General features: G+C 69.0%; 1 protein-coding gene. It reads left to right on the top strand.

What is annotated here, in order from left to right; translation table 11 throughout:
• Positions 1-73 precede the first annotated feature (73 nt).
• Positions 74-1,741 (top strand): IS1634 family transposase, encoded by a 1,668-nt coding sequence (locus ACZ6W9_RS36930; protein WP_470121857.1) that lies wholly within the window; start codon positions 74-76, stop codon positions 1,739-1,741.
• The last annotated feature ends 55 nt before the right edge of the window (positions 1,742-1,796 follow it).

Consider the following 1,796-nt stretch of genomic DNA (forward strand, 5'->3'; position numbering starts at 1 on the left):
CTCTAGCCCTGTTCTTCGCACATGAGGATTCACGGTCTGTGTCGTCGGTGGCGGCCGGGATATCTAACGGGGTATGAGCGGTCCTTCGCGTCAACCTCGTCATCGGGCCCGCTGGGCGCGGGCCGAGCTGGCCACCGAGTGTCTGCTGCAATTGCGGCTGGGCGCGCTGCCGGTGATCGCGCAGTACTGCCGCCGTCTGGACGTGGCCGGGGTCATCGATCGGGCCTGCCCGGTGCGGGAGGTCGCCCATCTCACGCACGGGCAGGTCATCGAGGCGTTGATCGCCAATCGGCTGACCTCGCCCTCGCCGCTGTGGCGGGTCGGTGACTGGGCCCGGGAGTGGGCTGTGCAGGAGGTCTTCGGGATCGGTCCCGAAGATCTCAACGATGATCGGATCGCCCGGGCGCTGGATGCGATCGCTCCCCAGGTGGAGCAGATCACCGGCTCGGTCGGGGCCGCGGCGATCGGCGCATTCGGGGTGCAGGTGAGCCGGCTGCACTGGGACATGACCTCGATCTCCCTGCAGGGCGCCTTCGAGGAGGTCGACGATGACTTCCCCGCTCCTCGCTATGGCCGTCCCAAGGATCGCCGCCCCGATCTCAAGCAGGTGCAGACCGGACTGGCGGTGAGCGCCGACGGCGCGGTGCCGATCTTCCATCGGGCCTTCGACGGCGGGGCCGGAGAGGCCAATCAGGTCGTGGGGGCCATGAACAGCCTCAAAGAGATCGCCGGACGGGCAGGCTTCCTGCTGGTCGGCGACTCCAAGCTGATCTCCTACGGCAACGTCCGTGCGATGATCGCGGCCGGGGTCACGTTCGTCGCGCCGCTGGCGGCGGCCCAGGTCCCCGCGGGACTGTTCGCCGCCCTGGATCCGTCCTCGGCCACTGTGGCCGACTACGTCGCGGCCCGGGACGCGGGCAAACCCGCCGAGCAGCGGGCTTGCTACCGCCTCCTGGAAGAGGCGATGATCCTCTCACCGCCGAGGAGGAGCAGGGGCGATCCGATCGGCCTGCGCCGGATCCTGGTGCACTGCAGCGCCAACGCGCACGCCCAAGCCGGCGCGCGGGCCCTGAAACTCGCCAAGGCCGCCACGGAGCTGGACCGGCTGGCCCGCACCGCCGGGTCCCGGCACCACCCCGGTGCCGCCGATGTCATCCGCCGTGCCCAGGAGATCGCCCGCAAACGCCGCATCGGCGCCTACCTGCGCACCACCCTGACCAGCGACCAGGCCGGCAAGCCCGTCTTCACCTGGCACTACGACCAGGACGCAATCGACGCCGAGGCCTCAGCCGACGGCTGGTACGCCCTGGTGACCAACCTCGACCCCGCCGACGCCGACGCCGCCCAGGTCCTGTTCCGCTACAAGGGCCAGCAGGTCGTCGAGCGCCGCTACGGCGACTTCAAGGGTCCGTTGGCCATCGCGCCGATGTTCCTTCAGCGCAACCGGCGTATCACCGCGCTGATCACGGTGATCTGCCTGGCCCTGCTGATCTTCTGCCTGGTCGAGCGTGAGGTCCGCCGGGCCCTGGCCCCGGCCACCGACCTGTCCGGCTTCTATGCCTTCGACAACCGGGCCACACCCCCCACCGGCCGTTTGATCTTCACCGCCCTGGATCGGATCCGGCTGATCCCCGCCACCGATCGTCATCCACCCCAGGTCCTGGTGCCCGATCCCATCCAAAAACGACTCCTGCACCTGCTGAACGTCGATCCCACACAACCACGCCGGTTCGCCCCATGACCAACCGAGCGAGCCGGCACAGCATTCACCCATGTGCGAAGAACAGGTCTAGCGG

The sequence above is a fragment of the Streptosporangium sp. NPDC053982 genome (assembly GCF_055585205.1).